The 17,339-nt window shown below is 36.0% G+C and carries 18 protein-coding genes; 14 read left to right on the forward strand and 4 right to left on the reverse strand.

Annotation, left to right across the window (positions count from 1 at the left end; translation table 11 throughout):
• Window positions 1–26 precede the first annotated feature (26 nt).
• Window positions 27–425, reverse strand: a complete 399-nt coding sequence (locus D778_RS12635; RefSeq protein ID WP_007651335.1) for a group III truncated hemoglobin — start codon at window positions 423–425, stop codon at window positions 27–29.
• 10 nt (window positions 426–435) lie between these two features.
• On the reverse strand, window positions 436–729 hold the full coding sequence (locus tag D778_RS12640; RefSeq protein ID WP_007651336.1) for a hypothetical protein: 294 nt from the start codon (window positions 727–729) through the stop codon (window positions 436–438).
• A 76-nt stretch (window positions 730–805) separates the two neighbouring features.
• On the opposite strand from D778_RS12640, the gene D778_RS12645 reads away from it, so the two are divergent.
• From D778_RS12645 to D778_RS12685, 9 genes are all read left to right on the forward strand, one after another.
• Window positions 806–1,393: a Crp/Fnr family transcriptional regulator gene (locus D778_RS12645; RefSeq protein ID WP_007651337.1), complete on the forward strand. Its 588-nt coding sequence runs from the start codon at window positions 806–808 to the stop codon at window positions 1,391–1,393.
• A gap of 19 nt (window positions 1,394–1,412) precedes the next feature.
• The gene (locus tag D778_RS12650) at window positions 1,413–2,171 is read left to right on the forward strand and encodes a Rossmann-like and DUF2520 domain-containing protein (protein WP_007651338.1); all 759 of its coding nucleotides are present in this window, start codon (window positions 1,413–1,415) and stop codon (window positions 2,169–2,171) included.
• On the forward strand, window positions 2,161–2,691 hold the full coding sequence (locus D778_RS12655) for a KdsC family phosphatase (RefSeq protein WP_007651340.1): 531 nt from the start codon (window positions 2,161–2,163) through the stop codon (window positions 2,689–2,691). The genes D778_RS12650 and D778_RS12655 overlap by 11 nt, the downstream gene beginning before the upstream one ends.
• Window positions 2,692–2,914: 223 nt before the next feature.
• On the forward strand, window positions 2,915–3,841 hold the full coding sequence (locus D778_RS12660; protein WP_007651346.1) for a geranylgeranylglycerol-phosphate geranylgeranyltransferase: 927 nt from the start codon (window positions 2,915–2,917) through the stop codon (window positions 3,839–3,841).
• Window positions 3,841–4,431, forward strand: coding sequence for a Maf family nucleotide pyrophosphatase (locus D778_RS12665; protein WP_007651348.1), 591 nt, complete (start codon window positions 3,841–3,843; stop codon window positions 4,429–4,431). The genes D778_RS12660 and D778_RS12665 overlap by 1 nt, the downstream gene beginning before the upstream one ends.
• Window positions 4,432–4,502: 71 nt before the next feature.
• Window positions 4,503–5,036 carry a mechanosensitive ion channel domain-containing protein gene (locus D778_RS12670; RefSeq protein WP_007651349.1) on the forward strand — a complete coding sequence of 178 codons (534 nt, stop codon included), beginning with the start codon at window positions 4,503–4,505 and terminating at the stop codon, window positions 5,034–5,036.
• A 34-nt stretch (window positions 5,037–5,070) separates the two neighbouring features.
• Window positions 5,071–6,138, forward strand: coding sequence for a magnesium/cobalt transporter CorA (gene corA / locus D778_RS12675; protein WP_007651350.1), 1,068 nt, complete (start codon window positions 5,071–5,073; stop codon window positions 6,136–6,138).
• Between the two features lie 108 nt (window positions 6,139–6,246).
• Window positions 6,247–8,769, forward strand: coding sequence for a PIG-L family deacetylase (locus D778_RS12680; RefSeq protein WP_040492468.1), 2,523 nt, complete (start codon window positions 6,247–6,249; stop codon window positions 8,767–8,769).
• 125 nt (window positions 8,770–8,894) lie between these two features.
• The gene (locus tag D778_RS12685; protein WP_007651357.1) at window positions 8,895–10,574 is read left to right on the forward strand and encodes a sodium:solute symporter family protein; all 1,680 of its coding nucleotides are present in this window, start codon (window positions 8,895–8,897) and stop codon (window positions 10,572–10,574) included.
• 118 nt (window positions 10,575–10,692) lie between these two features.
• Here D778_RS12685 and D778_RS12690 read toward each other — a convergent pair whose 3' ends face one another.
• Both D778_RS12690 and D778_RS14860 read right to left on the reverse strand, forming a co-directional pair.
• Window positions 10,693–11,538, reverse strand: coding sequence for a DUF2911 domain-containing protein (locus D778_RS12690; protein ID WP_007651360.1), 846 nt, complete (start codon window positions 11,536–11,538; stop codon window positions 10,693–10,695).
• 78 nt (window positions 11,539–11,616) lie between these two features.
• Window positions 11,617–11,742 (reverse strand): hypothetical protein, encoded by a 126-nt coding sequence (locus D778_RS14860; RefSeq protein ID WP_262507730.1) that lies wholly within the window; start codon window positions 11,740–11,742, stop codon window positions 11,617–11,619.
• 460 nt (window positions 11,743–12,202) lie between these two features.
• Between D778_RS14860 and D778_RS12695 the strand changes: the two genes are divergently transcribed.
• The 5 genes from D778_RS12695 (at window position 12,203) to D778_RS12715 (ending at window position 17,313) form a co-directional block, all read left to right on the forward strand.
• Window positions 12,203–13,126 (forward strand): YeiH family protein, encoded by a 924-nt coding sequence (locus tag D778_RS12695; RefSeq protein WP_007651364.1) that lies wholly within the window; start codon window positions 12,203–12,205, stop codon window positions 13,124–13,126.
• A gap of 164 nt (window positions 13,127–13,290) precedes the next feature.
• Window positions 13,291–13,950, forward strand: coding sequence for a TetR family transcriptional regulator C-terminal domain-containing protein (locus D778_RS12700; protein ID WP_007651366.1), 660 nt, complete (start codon window positions 13,291–13,293; stop codon window positions 13,948–13,950).
• The gene (locus tag D778_RS12705) at window positions 13,947–15,248 is read left to right on the forward strand and encodes an ABC1 kinase family protein (protein ID WP_007651371.1); all 1,302 of its coding nucleotides are present in this window, start codon (window positions 13,947–13,949) and stop codon (window positions 15,246–15,248) included. The genes D778_RS12700 and D778_RS12705 overlap by 4 nt, the downstream gene beginning before the upstream one ends.
• An 8-nt stretch (window positions 15,249–15,256) precedes the next feature.
• Window positions 15,257–15,892, forward strand: coding sequence for a flavin reductase family protein (locus D778_RS12710; protein WP_007651373.1), 636 nt, complete (start codon window positions 15,257–15,259; stop codon window positions 15,890–15,892).
• Complete coding sequence (locus D778_RS12715; protein WP_007651375.1) at window positions 15,889–17,313, forward strand: SDR family oxidoreductase; 1,425 nt, start codon at window positions 15,889–15,891, stop codon at window positions 17,311–17,313. The genes D778_RS12710 and D778_RS12715 overlap by 4 nt, the downstream gene beginning before the upstream one ends.
• Window positions 17,314–17,339: the final 26 nt, after the last annotated feature.

Consider the following 17,339-nt stretch of genomic DNA (forward strand, 5'->3'; position numbering starts at 1 on the left):
TTAAAAATGACTAAACTTTATAAGTCTTATTGTCTGGATTGAAAAATATTGAGATATAAAAAGGTGCTCATTTTCCTTGCCTTTTGTTTGGCCTTCAGGGCATATTCGCCTTCAAAATGTTCGTCAATGGTTTCAAACCATAGGTTAAGCCAGTTCCCAAAATGCTCCTGTGTAATGCTTTGGTTGTTCTCTTGATCTACTTTTACATGAACGGCCAAAGGGTTTCCGTAATATTTACGTTCCAGTTTTCTGGTGGTAAACAAGCTGGTTTCCCAAAAAGTGGTAAGGGTATCTATATGAGCCTCCCAATCGGTAATCACCCGATTGAAAAAAGGTCCTAAAAAGGTATCCTTCCTAATCTTGGCATAAAAACTTGAGACCAATAAATGGACATCTTCGTGTGTTTCTATATCTTTTTTAGTCATTTTAAATAGTTTATGATAATTGAATGACATTAATCACAATCAATGCAATATTGACCAATAAAGTGGCAATTAAGGCATTAAAAATCAATTTGCTTTTCAATTGGGCAAAAATAACCGCATTGTAACCCATGGAAAAAACAACACACAAAGTTAATTGAATAAAATTGAAAGACTCGGCTGTACTGTTCATTAAAATAAACATGGCTGCTATGGAGCCTATACAACTCTGCAAAATGATGGAGAGAGGTATGTACAAGATAAAGTTTTCCCTAAAGTCGTTTAGGGATTTTTGGTAAAAATTCATTTTTTTAGTGTTTTAAATTCTCGATACAAAATTCTAAATTTTATCTTTGTTCTTTTATGATTCAAATCATACAAACATGATTCCAACGGCTATTTTAGAAACCTATCATCCTATTTTGAAAACCTTTTCAAAAGATGAAATTATTTTTAACGAAGCCGAAATCCCACGATATTACTATCAATTAAAATCGGGAAAGGTTAAAATGTTTAATCTCACGGAAGATGGCAAAGAATTTACCCAAGGCTTTTTTGAAAAAAACACATCGTTTGGTGAGCCTCCCCTTTTTGGGTCTTTTGCTTATCCAGCCAGTGCCATGTGCATAGAAGATTGCGAATTATACGTACTTGATAAAAAAGTGTTTATCAATTTACTGAAAGCCCATCCAGACATACATTTAAAATTTACCAAACAACTTTGCAACCGAATGCTCTACAAGGCAAAAATCATGAAGGAATTGTCCATTCATCCACCAGAACATCGCATTTTAACCTTGTTGCACCACTTAAAGGATTCGGCAAATGCCGAAGGTTTGTTTGAAGTAAAATTAACACGTCAGCAAATATCCGATTTAACAGGTTTACGTGTAGAAACCGTAATTAGAGCTGTCAAACAATTGGAAAAAACTGAAAAATTAATACTTAAACAACGTAAAGTTTATATATAAATATCCTTATTTTAGACACATGATTACAGTATCTATTATTGGTGCAGGAAACGTTGCTACCCATCTGTTCAAGGCTTTCTCGAAAACCAAAACCGTTTCAGTGAAACAATGGTATAGCAGGGATTTAAACAAAATAAGTTCTTTTAAAAATAAAGTTGAAATCGTTGCTGACTTAAATGGTTTAGCAGAAGCAGACATTTATATTATTGCTGTTAGTGATGATGCCATTTCTTCTGTTTCTGAAGCTTTGCCTTTTAAAGACCGTTTGGTGGTGCATACTTCCGGAAGTGTAGGTATTTACGATTTGGACAAAAAAAACAGACGGGCTGTGTTTTACCCTCTTCAAACCTTTTCCAAAGAAGCGAAGGTAGATTTCAAACAGGTACCCATTTGCATAGAAACCATTGGCAAAAAAGATTACCCTCAATTAAAGTCTTTGGCTGTAGCGCTTGGGAGCCCTCATTATAGAGTGAACAGCGACCAAAGAAAAGCCTTACATTTAGCAGCTGTGTTTGTAAATAATTTTACAAATCAGCTCTATCGTGTGGCCCATGAAATTACCGAATCGGAAGGTGTGGAATTCGATATTTTAAAACCATTGATTCTTGAAACAGCCCAAAAAGTTCAAACCATGTCGCCTTACATGGCTCAAACAGGCCCTGCAAAACGCAACGATAAAAATACAATTAAAAGACACCTAAAACAACTTAAGAACGAACAACATAAAGCAATTTACAACCTTCTAACCAATACAATTAAAAAAACCCATGGAAGATAAAAGCTATAAAGAATATTTAGAACATATTAGCACATTTATTTTTGATGTAGATGGTGTGTTAACCGATGGCACTATAACTGTCACCACCTCTGGAGAAATGCTCAGGACCATGAACATTAAAGATGGATATGCCTTAAAAACAGCAGTGAACAAAGGCTTTCATGTCTGTATCATTTCCGGAGGCACCAATGAAGGCGTCCGACTTAGACTTGAAGGCTTAGGCATTACAGACGTGTTTCTTGGAGCCCACAACAAAATAGACCAATTAAACCAATACCTGGAAAAACATCAATTGAACATAAAAAATGTGCTGTATATGGGAGACGACCTTCCTGATTTTCCAGTAATGAATTTAGTAGGCTTGCCTTGTTGCCCACAAGATGCTGTTCCGGAAATTAAAGCCATTTCCAAATACGTATCCCACAAAAACGGAGGCAAAGGTGCTGTAAGGGACGTGATAGAACAGGTGCTAAAAGTACAAGGGAAATGGCTGGATAATTTTGATGCTAATTACAATTAAAATCTGTCTATTTACAAAAAACCAATAAAATCATAGATCCCTCAATGGATTTAAAATCAATTGTTCTTAAATTTGTAATGAAATTATTGATTGTTGAATTATTTATTTAGAACCTCTTAATAGCCTAATAACTTTTTCAAATTAAACATTACCAGGAACCATACAAAAGATAGTTATTTTAACTTGAACATTATAAACACTAACCCATTTTAAACCATACACTTTGAAATTCTTAAACCTTATTCGCTATAAAAACTTACTCCTAATTGCGTTGGTTCAGTTTTTAATAAAATATGCACTTTTGGATCCGTTTTTGGAAGCTACCAACTTAAGCATTACCTTAAACCTGTTTGGGTTTACCATCTTGGTCTTGGCAACCCTGTGTTTGGCTGCAGCCGGTTACATCATTAATGATGTTTATGATGTTGAAATAGACAAGGTAAACAGACCCGACAGAGTGATTGTTGGGAAAAGCATTTCAGAAAAAACAGCCAACACCTTATTTATTGTATTTAATGTGGTGGGTGTTTTACTGGGTTTTTACTTATCCAATATGGTTGGGAAAAATGGTTTTTTTGCTTTGTTTGTTATCATTTCGGCCTTACTCTATATTTACGCCTCTTACTTAAAACAATTGCTATTGGTTGGGAATTTAGTGATTTCTTTATTGGTGGCCTTAAGCCTTATTATTGTTGGTTTGTTCGACTTACTGCCTACCATGACTCCTGAAAACAAAGAAACTCAAATCACCTTTTTCAAAATAATTTTAGACTATGCTTTCTTTGCTTTTATCATCAATTTCATAAGGGAAATTGTAAAGGACATAGAAGATATTGATGGGGAATATAAAGCTGGTTTCAACACCTTGCCTATTGCCTTTGGAAGAAACAGAGCCATAAAAGTAGTGTTTATCCTATCGGTTTTGCTTGTGTTTGGTGTTGTTTATTACATCATCACATTCTTGTATTCCCAGTTATTGGTGGTCGGATATTTTCTGGCCTTTATAATAGGACCATTAATTTATATCAGCATCAAGTCCTATACGGCCGAAACCAAAAAAGAACTTCGTTTTATTAGTAGTTTGCTTAAATTGGTGATGTTAATTGGTATGCTCTCATTGGCACTTTATCAATTTGTTTTACTGGGATAATGCTAAAAGAAAAACTAAAAAACCACCACCTAATTCTCGCTTCAGGTTCCCCTAGAAGGCAACAGTTTTTTAAGGAATTGGGCTTGGATTTTGAAGTAAGGTTAAAACCCATACCAGAAGAATTTCCTTCACGATTGAAACATTTTGAAATTAGCGACTACCTGGCTCAACTAAAAGCCCTTGCTTTTCTAAAGGAATTAAAGGAAAATGATATTTTGATTACAAGTGATACCATTGTTTGGCACAACCAACAAGCCTTAGGAAAACCAAAAAATGAGCAGGACGCTTTTAACATGATAAAGTCCTTAAGCCATACCACTCACGAAGTTATTACCTCTGTATGTTTTACAACCACAAACATCCAGAAAACGGTACATGCTATTACTAAAGTTACTTTTAAAAAATTGGAAGACAACGAAATCCATTATTATCTAAAAACCTGCAAACCTTATGATAAAGCCGGAGCTTATGGCATTCAAGAGTGGATAGGGCAAATTGGAATCATAAAAATAGAAGGCTCCTATTTTAACGTAGTAGGCTTACCAACCCACTTGGTTTATAAAACCTTGCAAACACTTATTTCTTCTTAAAGAAACCTTAAGAAGCCCTGTAATTCCTATTTCTATTATATCTTTGCAATTCACAATTGAGTTTAAAAAAAATGACTTTTTTTCAAACATACCAAACAGAACTTATAGCTAGTCTATTTATCATTGTTTTCTTGATAATCATTAGGTCCATTTCTAAAAAATTAATCTATAAACTAGGAAAGAAAACAGGTATAAACGATGCACGCATTCACTTAATTAGCCGTTATGCCACTGTAACCTTAATCCTGTTGGCCCTTTTAATTGAAACCTTTATTTTTGGTGCCCAATTGAAAGATTTGGCTCTGGTATTTTCTTCGGTGTTTGCCGTAATTGGAATTGCCCTTTTTGCTATTTGGTCTATTTTAAGTAACATCACCTCTGGTGTTATTATGTTCTTTTCATTTCCTTATAAGGTAGGCGATAAAATCCAGATTCATGACAAGGATTTTCCTATAGAAGGCATCATTGAGGATATTAGGGCGTTTCAACTTCATTTACGTCTGGACAATGGCGACCTGGTTACCTATCCTAACAATTTAATGCTTCAAAAAGCAGTGACTTTGGTTAAAAAAGATGCCATAGACGAAGGGGTTGATGCTATTTAAATATTCCATATATTTATAGTATTATTTATACCTTATGGCAAAGAAAAGAACCAATAAATACAAAAAACACATCAAACAATCCCCAGGTTCTATAGTTTACACTGGAGAAAACCCTACTGAAAAATTATTTATAGATGTGTTTGACTATGCCATAGACTTTGTAAAAGAATCCGAACTAAAATCGGTTGAAGAAGCTTTTAATTTTAAACACACCAATTCCAATACCTGGATTAACATTAACGGTCTTAACCACATTCAGGATATTGAAAAAATAGGAAAACACTACAACCTGCATCCATTGATCATGGCAGACATTGCCAATACCTCACAAAGACCAAAAATTGATGTTTATGACGATTATATTTTTGTCATCTTAAAAATGCTTTATTATGATGAAAACGAAGACATTAAAATTGAACAAATTAGTTTGGTTTTAGGAGAAAATTACGTCTTGTCTTTCCAAGAAATTGAAGGTGATGTGTTTGATAATGTAAGAGAACGTCTTCGTTTGGCAAATGGTAGAATAAGAACCCTTGGAGCCGATTATTTACTATATGCATTAATAGATGCCATCGTGGACCATTACTACATAGTAAGCGAAACCATGGGCAATAAAATTGAAGATTTAGAAGAAATTTTGTTTAATGGCGAATTGAAGAAAGATTTAAGTAAACAAATTTTAAACCTTAAAAAAGAAGTTTTAAAAATACGTCGTGCCATCTTCCCCATTCGTGAAATCATCAGTCGCATTGAAAAAAACGAACATGCACTAATACAACCCAATACCATACAATATTATCGGGATATTTACGACCATGTCATTCAATTGTCCGATTCCATTGATATTTACAGGGAAATGGTATGGAGTTTAATGGACATGTACATGACAAGCATCAGCAATAAAATGAACGAAGTCATGAAAGTACTGACCATTATTGCAACCATCTTTATTCCCTTAACCTTTATCGCTGGCATTTATGGCATGAATTTCGACCACATGCCAGAATTACACTTCAGGTATGGCTATGTGATTCTTTGGGGCATTATGATTGTCATTTTCCTGGGCATGCTTTACTATTTTAAAAGAAAAAAGTGGTTGTAACTAAACTAAAAACAAATCCTTTTCAATAATAGAAACGTTAAAGAAACATAAAAACCGGCAAGCTTGCTGGTTTTCTTTTTATATTTATTGCTTTCAAAAAAACCCATCATGCAAAGACTATTACTTGTTGTAATTATAACGCTGTTTTCTGGCTTTCATACATTTTCTCAAGCACCAAAAAAACCGAATGCCTCCGAAATTTACGAATCCATTAAAAAACTCAACTTTTTAGGTTCCGTTCTGTATGTGGCAGCACATCCTGATGATGAAAACACACGTCTCATTTCTTACATGTCCAATCATGTAAAAGCCAGAACAGCCTATCTTTCCCTAACTCGTGGCGATGGTGGCCAAAACCTTATAGGTCCCGAAATCAGGGAGCTTCTTGGTGTAATTAGAACCCAAGAACTCTTAACTGCCAGACAGATAGATGGTGGTGAACAACGCTTTACACGTGCCAACGATTTTGGGTATTCCAAACATCCAGATGAAACCTTGGAAATATGGAACAAGGAAGCTGTTTTAAGCGATGTGGTTTTAGCCATCCGACAATTTCAACCAGATATCATTATCAATCGGTTTGACCACAGAAGCCCAGGAAAAACTCATGGACATCACACCAGCTCTGCCATGCTTAGCCTAGAAGCGTTCGATTTAACCAACAAAAAATCAGCATATCCCAACCAATTGAATCACACTAGTCTGTGGCAACCCAAACGTGTGTTTTTTAATACTTCTTGGTGGTTTTATGGCAGTCAGGAGAAATTTGACAAAGCCGATAAAAGCAAGTTGTTGGAATTCGATTTGGGGGTTTATTATCCATCAATTGGGTTAAGCAATACAGAAATCGCCGCTTTAAGCAGAAGTCAACACAAATCACAAGGCTTTGGAAACACAGGTACTCGCGGTGTGCAAATGGAATATCTTGAATTGATAAAAGGAGACATGCCTCAAAATAAAAACAACTTGTTTGATGGTATAGACACCACTTGGAAGCGCGTAAAAGGTGGCGAAGCCATTGGTAACATATTACAGCAAGTTGAAGCCAATTACGATTTTAAGAATCCTGCAGCAAGTATTCCTAAGCTGGTGGAAGCCTACCAACTAATTCAAAAACTGGAAGACACACATTGGAGAACTTACAAAACCGAAGAAATCAAAAACATTATTTACAATTGTGCTGGACTGTATCTAGAAGCTGCATCTGTAGTAAGCCAAGCAACTCCAGGGGAAACCGTTAAATTGAATATAGAAACCATCAATAGAAGTGCTTATCCCATTACTTTGGAAACCATAACTTGCAATAACACAAACATTGAAAAACAGCTTGCTTTAACTGAAAACAACGGATTTGACTTTCATGAAGTGTTGGAAATCCCAGACACTCAAAAGCCTACCACGCCGTATTGGCTCACCGAAAAAGGGACTCTAGGCATGTACCAAGTATCCAATGACACTTTAATAGGAAAACCAGAAACACCAAGGGTTTTTACAGTGTCTTTCAAATTACGCTTCAACCATACACCCATAACTTTCACAAAACCTGTTGTTTACAAAACCAACGATCCTGTAAAAGGTGAGGTTTACAAACCCTTTGAAATTATACCAGAAGCATCGGTTAAAATTTCAGAAAAGGTCATCATTTTTGAGAATAGCCAAGCCAAGGACATTCCTGTTATGGTAAAAGCCGGTCGCGATAACCTAGAAGGAACTTTAAGCTTGAAGTATCCTAAGGAATGGCAGGTAACTCCCCAAAAACAGGACATACAAATTGAAAATAAAGGCGAAGAAAAAACAGTGATCTTTCGTGTAACCCCTCCAAAAAATCAACATGAAGGACAAATCATCCCAAAAATGCTGGTAAACGGACAAACCTATTCCAAGGAACTGATTGAAATAGACTACGAACATATTCCCTATCAAACCGTTTTGTTGCCTTCGGAAACAAAAATAGTGCGTTTGGACCTTCATAAAGAAGGGGAAAACATTGGTTACATCGTTGGTGCTGGAGATGTTGTTCCAGAAAGTCTGGAGCAAATTGGCTATCAAGTTACCCTCTTGAAACCTGAAGACATCAACCCCAAAACTTTAGATGAATTTGACGCCATAGTTGTTGGAATAAGAGCATACAATACTTTGGAATCCATTAAATTTAAACAACAATTGTTATTTGAGTTTGTTAAAAATGGAGGGAACATGATTGTACAATACAATACCAGTCATCAATTGAAAGTGGATGAATTGGCGCCTTACAAACTGGAGCTCTCCAGGGATCGTGTAACCGATGAAACTGCTGAAGTAAAATTCCTGGCTCCCAAACATCCCGTGTTAAATACGCCAAACAAGATAACACAAGACGATTTTAAGGGTTGGACCCAAGAAAGAGGCTTGTATTTTCCAGATACTTGGGCCAAAGAATTCACTCCTATTTTTTCCATGCACGACAAAGGGGAATCGGCTAAAAAAGGAAGTTTATTGGTAGCTAAATATGGTAAAGGCCATTACATTTATACAGGACTGAGCTTTTTTAGGGAATTTCCTGCAGGCGTGCCTGGAGCCTATAGATTGTTTGCCAACATGCTGAGCCTTGGCAAAAATCCAGAAACCTCAGCAAAACCACTTGAAAACTAATAAGTAAAAACATAACCCATGAAACCAAACCAAAAATACAAATGGAATAACATGTACACCTTGGTGTTGATTGCAAATGCACTATACCTTATTGTTTTTTACTTAATCACTAAAGCGTTTTAAAAATGCAAACATTAGACTGGATTGTTTTAATAGGAACCCTTGTAACCATTGTAGGCTATGGTACTTGGAAAACCAGAGGCAGTAAAAATGTACAGGATTATGTGCGTGGTGGCAACGAATCGAAATGGTGGACCATAGGTTTATCGGTTATGGCTACCCAAGCAAGTGCCATAACGTTTTTATCCACTCCAGGACAAGCCTTTCATTCCGGAATGGGCTTTGTGCAATTCTATTTTGGTCTTCCCATAGCCATGATAATAATCTGCATGGTTTTTATTCCTTTATATCACAGGTTAAAAGTATATACTGCGTACGAATTTCTCGAAAATCGTTTCGATTTAAAAACACGAAGCCTAACGGCCATATTATTTCTTATACAACGGGGTTTGGCAGCTGGAATCACTATTTATGCTCCAGCCATTATATTATCGGCCGTTCTGGGTTGGAACCTCACCTATTTGAATATTATCATAGGGATTTTGGTCATTATTTATACGGTTTCCGGTGGAACTAAAGCAGTAAGCATGACACAAAAACACCAAATGGCTGTTATTTTTACAGGCATGTTTGTGGCTTTCTTTTTAATTATAAGTTATCTCCCAGAAAACATCACCTTTACCAAAGCTTTGGAAATTGCAGGAGCAAGTGGTAAAATGGATGTCCTGGATTTTTCCTTTAATTTGGAAAACAGATACACGGTTTGGAGTGGTTTGATTGGAGGTACCTTTTTGGCGCTTTCCTATTTTGGAACAGACCAAAGCCAAGTGCAACGCTATCTCTCGGGAAAATCGGTTAAGGAAATGCAAATGGGATTGATTTTCAATGGCTTGTTGAAAGTCCCTATGCAGTTTTTTATTCTTTTGGTTGGTGTCATGGTGTTTGTGTTTTATCAATTCAATCCCTCGCCTATAAATTTCAATCCTGCTGCAGAAGAGCTTATTTTAAATTCGGAATATGCCAATGCCTATCAAGATTTGGAACAGGAACAACTGGCCATTTTCAACACCAAACAAGAGGTTATCAAAAAATACGTTGACACTGGAAACCCTATGCTAACAGATGAAATAGCCTTAGCCAACCAAGCAGACATAGCCAATAGGGAAGCTGCTAAATTATTGATACAGGAAGCAGCAGACAGTAAGATTGTGCGTGTGGAAACCAATGATAAGGATTATGTGTTTATCCATTTTATACTTAACAATTTACCCAGAGGTTTGATTGGCTTATTACTGGCCGTGATTTTAAGTGCTGCCATGTCCAGTACTGCCAGCGAATTGAATGCACTGGCGTCTACCACCTCCTTGGATCTCTACAAACGTAGTATGGTTCCTGGAAAAAGCGAAACCCACTATTTAAAAGCCACGAAATGGTTCACTTTTGCATGGGGAATTTTAGCTATAATTATTGCCTGTGTGGCCTATTTGGCCGATAATTTAATCCAATTGGTAAATATTATAGGTTCTATTTTCTACGGAAATGTGCTTGGTATTTTCCTTCTGGCCTTTTTCTTTAAATATGTTCGTGGCAATGCCGTTTTTGTGGCAGCTTTAATAACTCAAGCCATAGTTATCTTGGGCTGGTGGCAAGACTGGATGCCTTATTTATGGCTTAATTTGTTTGGGTGTATCCTTGTTATTCTAATAGCTTTTATCCTTCAAAAATTAAATCCTAAATCGTCCTAAAGGTTTTTTACGGGAAAGATCTTAAAGGATAATCTATAAAGTTTCCCAAAGTTTTTAAACAAAAAAGCCTCACAATCTTTAATTGTGAGGCTTTATTTATAAGAATTATACTAGATTTTTAGTTCTCCCATTCGGCTAAGGAATCCATGTTCATTTTAACATAATCGTCGTTTCCGGCTTCCTTGGCTCCTTCCAGGGACTTCTTGGCAATTTCAATAGCGCCTTGGGTATCACCAGCTTTTGCATAAATCAAGGACTGTTGTCTTAATTGATAAAACATTGGTTTTTCTGTCATTTTCATGGCTAAATCCATCCATTCCTTGGCTTGTTTAATATCTTTTCCTTCTTGTAAGTAATACACAGCGGCAGCATAATAATCATTTGCTTTAGGTGTTCCATTTAATGCATCATTGATGGATGCCAAAACTTTGTCGTCTGTTGGAACTGAAAAAGGAACAGCTACATAGGTTTTCTCCCAAATTATCTCAAGGGTTGCTCCAGAATTTGATATCTGATTAATATCAATTGTAAATGTTTCCACCTCAAATGGCATGGAAACAGCTTCTGCCTTTACTCTAGCAGCTACTTTGCCATCATCCCATTTTTCTGGGGTTCCCCAGTTTTCAGTATCTGAATAAAACAAAACTTCCCAAGCCTCTTTGCCTGGTTTGGTAAAAATAGCATAAGAACCTGCTTTTACCAACTGTCCCATAATGGTTACATTATCACTAAAAGTAATGAGGGTGTTTTTATTGGCTCCTGTTCTCCATAATTTATCATATGGCACCAAATCTCCATATATGACACGTCCTTTCATACTTGGTCTCGAGTATTCTAAGGTAACATCTGTTAAGCCCACTTTTTGTTCCACTTTACTGAACGGACTTGATTGTGGTGTTGTTACTTGTGCATGCATCTGAAATGACAAAGCTACCACAGCTAATAATAGTAATATTTTTTTCATCTGTTTTGTTTTAATGTTAATTAAACTTTAGTATTGTAAAAATACGGGTAAAAATCATGCGTAATTGTTAAAAGATTACTAATCTTCCCAACCATAATTATGGTAGATGCTTCTTATTTGTTTCTCAGACAAGGTGTTTTGAGAGAACACAAAACTGATGTTTGCAAATAAAACAGCTAGACACAGAAAAGTAAATTTTTTCATTTTGATTTTCGATTTTATCATTTCAAATATACAATTTTAAAAAAATGAAAAAGAAATTATTTTTTATTTCGAACTTCTTAAACCCAAAAACCTTTATTTACAGTAAGTTTATTTTAAAACAACAGGTTTTTAGTTGTCCTAACTAAAAATATCCAAACTGAAGAGCTGTACTACCAATTTTGGACGATACGCATGAAGCTTTGTAGAATATTTTATGGAACATTACCTTAACAAAACCTGTTAACAAAAGAATGATTAGAACCCATGTGCCCAAATGCTAATCCATTAAAATTGAAAGCTAAAGCATTCAATCTGGTACATGTGTTATGTTATTGCTTAAAACACAAATAAGTTGGATTTAAAATAATTAAGGAATAACTTAAAACATTGCTATATTTGCATATCAAAAAAAAACTCCAATCCACTTGGGGTTTTTGTTTATTCCTTGTTCCAGTTTTAAATGAAAAACACCAGTTCCAAAGTTATTTTTATCATCATTCTATTGCTTTGCCTATTGGGTGTTCTTAACAGTCCGTTGGCCTTGTTAACTGGATTTATATTTACCATCCTGTTTGGAAATCCTTTTTTAAGGCAAAGTCAAAAAGGCATTCAATATTTGTTGAAAATAGCGGTAGTGGGCTTGGGTTTTGGGATGTCCTTAATTGAAACCCTGGAAACCAGTTTGGAAGGACTTAGCTTGACCACTCTCTCAATCTTTTTAACGGTTGCCCTAGGTTTGCTCGTTGGAAAATACATGCAATTGGATAAAAAATTAAGCCACTTAATAACTTCTGGAACCACCATTTGCGGAGGCAGTGCCATTGCAGCTGTGTCTCCAATTATTAAAGCAGAACCCAAAACCATATCCATAGCTCTGGGAATTGTCTTTTTCCTCAATTCGGTGGCCTTGTTTATTTTTCCGGGTTTGGGACATTATTTCAACCTAAGCCAAAGCGATTTCGGACTTTGGTGCGCTGTGGCCATTCACGATACCAGTTCTGTGGTTGGTGCTGCTTTGCAATATGGCGAAGAAGCCTTGCTAATTGCTACCACTGTTAAATTGTCCAGGACCTTGTGGATAATCCCTTTGTCCATATTCTCTATGTTTTTATTTAAAAATAAAACAGACAAAATAAAAATACCTTGGTTTATTTTAGGCTTTATAGTGGCCATACTTATTAACAGCTATGACCTAATTCCCAACAGTTGGTCCACTAATATTGTATTTGTTTCCAAAAGATTGTTAATCCTAACATTATTCTTGGTTGGAACCACTCTTTCCATCAAACAGCTTAAAGAAACGGGTTTAAAGCCATTCCTTTTTGCAGTTGTTTTATGGGTTTTTATTTCCAGTCTCTCCTTACTTTACATCCTTAAGTTTTAGAACATTTTAATCCAATGTACAATTTTAATTATGGGTACCTGTAGGCCAAATTAAGCCTTTTTGCAGCTTCATAGAGAAATCTTATTGCATCATATGTTAAAATTGTCTAATTTTTAATATTTAAAGTTAGACATTTAGTATCTTTACACAAACGTACTGAAATCATGGCAAAAAAGAAAACCCTAAACCACGAGAACATCATGTCCCTATACATGGATTATGTGTTGGAACATGAGAAAAAACCTCACACAGTGTATCAGTTTGCTAGAGCAAACAAACTGGATGAACAGGAATTTTACAAGCACTTTACTTCGTTTGAGGTATTGGAAAAAGAGATTTTTCAAGCATTTTTTGACAACACTTTAACGGTCTTGCACAAAAGTGCAGATTACGAAACTTTTGATGCCAGAAACAAACTCCTAAGTTTCTATTTTACTTTTTTTGAAAACCTAACGGCAAATAGAAGTTTTGTGCTTCTGGCCTTGAAAACGCATCAAAACAGCTTAAAAGGGCTTAAAAAACTTTCTAAGTTACGTCTCAGTTTTACAAAATACATTCAAGATTTGGATATTGACATGTTGGATATCAATCAAAAACAAATTCAACAGATACAACAAAAAGGTTTGCAGGAATCTGCTTGGATACAATTGTTGCTAACCCTTAAGTTTTGGATGGAAGACCAATCGGCTTCTTTTGAAAAAACAGATGTCTTTATTGAAAAATCTGTAAATACAAGTTTCGATATCCTTCAAATGACACCTCTTAAAAGTGTACTGGATTTTGGAAAATTTTTATTTAAAGAAAAAGTAAACATGAATCCATGAAAACCATAGACAAAATTCCTACCTCAAAAATTCAACGCGCCACCAAATTGGTTTCCACAGGAGCCAAAGTAGGCGTGAATTACATTAAATATTATGGTGATAAAATGGTGACTTCCAAAGAAGAAGCCAAAGACCGTTTAAATAAAAACAATGCCGAAGATATTTACGACAGCTTAAAGCAATTAAAAGGCAGCGCTTTAAAAGTAGCCCAAATGCTAAGTATGGAAAAAACCATCCTGCCACAGGCCTATGTGGAAAAATTTTCCTTGGCTCAATTTTCCGTTCCTCCCTTATCGCCTGCTTTGGTTCTTAAAACCTTTAAAAACTATTTTGGTAAAACACCAGATGAACTTTACGATACCTTTAACGCAACTTCTATAAACGCTGCCAGCATTGGCCAAGTGCACGAGGCAGAAAAAGATGGGAAAAAACTTGCTGTGAAAATCCAATATCCAGGAGTTGCGGACAGTATCGCATCCGATTTGGCCATGGTAAAACCAGTGGCCATGAGCATGTTCAATATAAAAGGAAAGGATTCCGACAAGTATTTTAAAGAGGTGGAAACCAAACTTATTGAGGAAACCAATTATGTGCTTGAGGTACAACAGAGCATGGAAATTGCACAAGCCTGTGCACACATTTCCAATTTAAAGTTTCCAAAATATTATCCTGATCTTTCCTCAGACAGAATCATCACCATGGATTATATGGAAGGGGAACATCTCTCGGAATTTACCAAACACAACACCAATCAAGAAAAAGCCAATAAGATTGGACAAGCACTTTGGGATTTTTATATGTACCAAATCCATAAACTCAAAAAAGTCCATGCAGACCCTCATCCAGGTAACTTTTTAATTTCTGAAGATGGACAGCTTATCGTTTTGGATTTTGGGTGCGTTAAAACCATTCCGGAAGACTTTTACATACCTTATTTTGAGTTGGCCCAAAAAGAAAACATTTCCAACCAAGAAAAATTCTTGGCCAAATTATACGAATTGGAAATTTTAAAACCAGAAGACACCCAAGAGGAAAAAGCCTTTTTCAGTAAAATGTTCCATGACATGCTAAGCCTGTTCTCGCTACCTCTTCAAGACGAAACCTTCGATTTTTCAAATGCAGACTTCTTTTTAAAAATAGCGCAATTGGGTGAACAATACTCCAAAAACACACAAATAAGAAAATACAATGCCAACAGAGGTTCCAAACATTTTATCTATATGAACAGAACGTTTTTCGGACTCTATAATCTGATGTTCGACTTAAAATCTTCACACATCATTATTAACAACCTATAACCTTAACAATGGAACATTTCAGTCAGAAAGATTTTAGCAACATGTCTTATGTGCATCGAATCAATCTTATCAATAGTTGTTCAGGATATAAATCTGCCAACTTAATTGGAACCAAATCCCAAAACGGAATTACAAACTTGGCAGTGTTTAGCTCGGTAACCCATTTAGGATCCGATCCTGCCATGTTGGGTTTCTTTTTAAGGCCAACCACAGTTGTTAGGGACACCTACAACAATATTAAGGAAACCTCTGTGTTCACCATCAATCACATTCATAAATCCATAATTGAAAAAGCGCATCACACCTCTGCAAAGTATCCTTCTGGAATTTCAGAGTTTGAAGCCAGTGAGTTAGTACCCGAATATCTTAACCAGTGTCACGCACCTTTTGTTAAGGATGCGCCTGTTAAAATGGCTCTTGACTATGTGGAGGAATATCACATTAAAGCCAATAACACCATATTGATTGTTGGGAAAATTACAGATATGTACATTAAAGAAGGCTTGTTACAAGCCGATGGTTTTTTGGATCTGTCCAAAGGACAAATTGCTGCCATTAATGGTCTGGACGCTTATGCCATACCTTCCAAAAAAACCAGATTGGCTTACCAAAGGCCAAAATCAAATTTAAACATATTATCATGAAAATTCTCGTTACAGGAGCTACTGGATACATTGGCAAACGCCTTATCCCACTAATGGTTAATAGTGGTCATCAAGTAGTTTGTACTGTAAGGGATCAACTAAGGGCAGACAAAACCTACCAAGAAGAGGACTTAATTGAAGTTGTTGAAGCCGATTTTTTAAAACCCGAAACACTTCAAAACATTCCAAACGATATTGACGTGGCATATTACTTAATTCACTCCATGTCCAATTCCTCTAAAAAATTTGAATCCTTGGAAGCACGTTGTGCCATAAACTTCAAGACTTACCTTGAAACCACTCAGGTAAAACAGGTTATTTACCTAAGTGGTATTACCAACGAAAATAACTTGTCCAAACATTTAAAATCCCGAAAACATGTTGAAGACATCCTACAATCCTATGCTTATGCGCTAACGGTTTTTAAAGCAGGTATAATTGTGGGTTCCGGCAGCTCTTCCTTTGAAATTATTAGGGACTTGGTAGAAAAGTTACCATTTATGATCGCTCCCAAATGGCTACATACAAAAACACAACCGCTTTCTGTTCGTGATGTATTGGCGTTTTTACACAGAAGTGCAGGACGTGAGGATCTATACAACCAATCCTACGATGTGTTTGGACCGGAAATATTAACCTATAAGCAAATGCTATTACAATTTGCCGAGGTTAGGGGCTTAAAACGCTATATTTTAACCGTTCCGGTAATGACACCCAAACTATCTTCTTATTGGTTATATTTTGTAACCTCTACCTCTTACAAACTTGCCATTTCATTGGTGGATAGTATGGGAGTGCAAATCATTGGGAAACCTAGCAATATTAATGCTTTGTTAGAGGTTGAGCCAATAAGTTATAAACAAGCAGTAGCTTTGGCTTTTGAAAAAATTGAACAAAATAGCATAGTATCCAGTTGGAAAGATTCCATGGTTAGCAGTGGAAGACTTCCCAACAACCTCCACAAATACATCAATGTGCCTAAATTTGGTTGTTTTAAAGATTATAAAGAACGACAAGTTGTCGATACCCAAAAAACACTGGATAAAATTTGGAGCATTGGTGGAATTAACGGTTGGTATTATGGCAACTATCTATGGAAAGTAAGAGGATACATCGATAAACTTTTTGGCGGTATTGGGTTACGTCGTGGTAGAACCAGTCCTACAGATCTTGACGCTGGCGACGCTTTAGATTTTTGGCGCGTGATTTTTGCAGACAAAAAACAGCAAAAATTACTGCTCTATGCCGAAATGAAACTTCCTGGTGAAGCTTGGCTGGAGTTTAAAATTGAAGATAACATACTAAAACAAACTGCCACCTTTAGACCTCGTGGTCTTTGGGGAAGATTGTACTGGTATAGCGTTTGGCCCTTTCATGGGTTTATTTTTAAAGGCATGATCAATGAGCTGGTAAATGTTTAAAATTGGACTTTATTCTTTTCTGCAAC

Source organism: Xanthomarina gelatinilytica (assembly GCF_000348685.1).
GTDB classification, from domain to species: Bacteria; Bacteroidota; Bacteroidia; order Flavobacteriales; family Flavobacteriaceae; genus Xanthomarina; species Xanthomarina gelatinilytica.

Coding starts and splice junctions, on each gene's coding strand:
- D778_RS12635 (WP_007651335.1), bottom strand. CDS start 425: ATGACTAAAAAAGATATAGAAACACACGAAGATGTCCATTTATTGGTC.
- D778_RS12640 (WP_007651336.1), bottom strand. CDS start 729: ATGAATTTTTACCAAAAATCCCTAAACGACTTTAGGGAAAACTTTATC.
- D778_RS12645 (WP_007651337.1), top strand. CDS start 806: ATGATTCCAACGGCTATTTTAGAAACCTATCATCCTATTTTGAAAACC.
- D778_RS12650 (WP_007651338.1), top strand. CDS start 1,413: ATGATTACAGTATCTATTATTGGTGCAGGAAACGTTGCTACCCATCTG.
- D778_RS12655 (WP_007651340.1), top strand. CDS start 2,161: ATGGAAGATAAAAGCTATAAAGAATATTTAGAACATATTAGCACATTT.
- D778_RS12665 (WP_007651348.1), top strand. CDS start 3,841: ATGCTAAAAGAAAAACTAAAAAACCACCACCTAATTCTCGCTTCAGGT.
- D778_RS12670 (WP_007651349.1), top strand. CDS start 4,503: ATGACTTTTTTTCAAACATACCAAACAGAACTTATAGCTAGTCTATTT.
- corA (WP_007651350.1), top strand. CDS start 5,071: ATGGCAAAGAAAAGAACCAATAAATACAAAAAACACATCAAACAATCC.
- D778_RS12680 (WP_040492468.1), top strand. CDS start 6,247: ATGCAAAGACTATTACTTGTTGTAATTATAACGCTGTTTTCTGGCTTT.
- D778_RS12685 (WP_007651357.1), top strand. CDS start 8,895: ATGCAAACATTAGACTGGATTGTTTTAATAGGAACCCTTGTAACCATT.
- D778_RS12690 (WP_007651360.1), bottom strand. CDS start 11,538: ATGAAAAAAATATTACTATTATTAGCTGTGGTAGCTTTGTCATTTCAG.
- D778_RS14860 (WP_262507730.1), bottom strand. CDS start 11,742: ATGAAAAAATTTACTTTTCTGTGTCTAGCTGTTTTATTTGCAAACATC.
- D778_RS12695 (WP_007651364.1), top strand. CDS start 12,203: ATGAAAAACACCAGTTCCAAAGTTATTTTTATCATCATTCTATTGCTT.
- D778_RS12700 (WP_007651366.1), top strand. CDS start 13,291: ATGGCAAAAAAGAAAACCCTAAACCACGAGAACATCATGTCCCTATAC.
- D778_RS12705 (WP_007651371.1), top strand. CDS start 13,947: ATGAAAACCATAGACAAAATTCCTACCTCAAAAATTCAACGCGCCACC.
- D778_RS12710 (WP_007651373.1), top strand. CDS start 15,257: ATGGAACATTTCAGTCAGAAAGATTTTAGCAACATGTCTTATGTGCAT.
- D778_RS12715 (WP_007651375.1), top strand. CDS start 15,889: ATGAAAATTCTCGTTACAGGAGCTACTGGATACATTGGCAAACGCCTT.